This is a genomic window from Actinoplanes sp. NPDC051633 (assembly GCF_040681735.1).
Taxonomy (GTDB): Bacteria; Actinomycetota; Actinomycetes; order Mycobacteriales; family Micromonosporaceae; genus Actinoplanes.
Map to the genome: position 1 here is coordinate 1 of NZ_JBFAZH010001672.1, position 1,275 is coordinate 1,275.

The 1,275-nt window shown below is 68.6% G+C and carries 2 protein-coding genes; both read left to right on the forward strand.

Annotated elements, in window-relative coordinates; genetic code table 11:
• A partial coding sequence (locus AB0M20_RS44190) for an ABC transporter permease (protein WP_364307544.1) occupies positions 1-426 on the forward strand: 426 nt, incomplete at its 5' end.
• Entirely contained in the window at positions 423-1,265 is an 843-nt protein-coding gene (locus AB0M20_RS44195) for an ABC transporter permease (protein WP_364307545.1), read from the forward strand. The genes AB0M20_RS44190 and AB0M20_RS44195, both read left to right, overlap by 4 nt.
• Positions 1,266-1,275: the final 10 nt, after the last annotated feature.

A 1,275-nucleotide genomic window follows, 5' to 3' on the forward strand; every position in this document is an offset into this window, starting at 1 on the left:
GTTCTGGGTACGCCGTTCGCGGTCGTTGCCGGCCTGGTGTACAACTTCCTGCCGTTCATGGTGCTGCCGGTGTACGTGGCCCTGGAACGCATCGACCCGCGGGTGGTCGAGGCGGCCCGTGACCTGTACGCCGACCCGGCCACCGCCTTCCGCAAGGTGATCCTGCCGCTCGCGCTGCCCGGGGTCTTCGCCGGCGTGCTGATGACGTTCGTGCCGGCCAGCTCCGACTACGTCAACTCGGCGGTGCTGGGCAGCTCGTCGACCACGATGATCGGCCAGGTGATCCAGGCGCAGTACCTGACCACCTCGGACTACCCGACCGCGTCGGCGCTGTCGTTCACGCTGATGGCGGTGCTGCTGATCGGGGTCTTCATGTATGCGAGGGCGCTCGGCACGGAGGACGTGATGAAGGTGGCGGCGCGATGACGGCTGTTCTCGATCGCCTGTCGCGGACGGCCGCGCCCCCGGCGAAGAAGCGGCGGTTCAACGGCATCCGGGCGCTGCACGTCTACACCTGGATCATCATCGCCTGGCTGACCCTGCCGGTCCTCGTAATGATCCTGTTCGGCTTCAACGACACCCCGGGCCGCTACAACCAGACCTGGGAGGGCTTCACGTTCAAGTGGTACGGCCGCGTCTTCGGCATCGACGCGCTCACCTCGGCGCTGATCGTCTCGCTGGTCGTCGCGGTGATCACCGCCGTGCTGGCCGGGGCGCTGGGCACCGGCATCGGGTACGCGCTGGGCCGCTACCGGTTCCGCGGCTCGGGCACGGTCAACCTGATCCTGTTCGCCACCATGTCCGCGCCGGAGCTGGTGATGGGCGCGTCGCTGCTGACCCTCTTCGTCTCGCTGGGCGTCGGGCTCGGCGCGGTGACGATCACCATCGCGCACGTGATGTTCTCCATCTCGTTCGTGGCCGTGGTGGTGCGCTCCCGGGTGCTCACGCTGGACCGATCGCTCGAGGAGGCGGCCGCCGACCTCGGCGCGACACCGTGGACGACGTTCTGGCGGGTCACCTTCCCGCTGATCCTGCCCGCGGTGGGTTCCGGCATGATGCTCGCCTTCGCCCTGTCCATCGACGACTTCGTGGTCACCAACTTCACCGCCGGCACCACCACCACGTTCCCGCTGTGGATCTGGGGCGCCACCCGGGTCGGCCTGCCGCCCCAGGTGAACGTCATGGGCACGCTGATCTTCCTGGTCGGTGTGCTCATCGCGGTGATGTCCTCGGTGCGGTCCCGGCCGCGCCGCAACCGTGGCTGACGCCCTCGCC

Excerpts from the sequence above, each read along its gene's own strand:
- AB0M20_RS44195 (WP_364307545.1), top strand. The coding sequence starts at position 423 with ATGACGGCTGTTCTCGATCGCCTGTCGCGGACGGCCGCGCCCCCGGCG.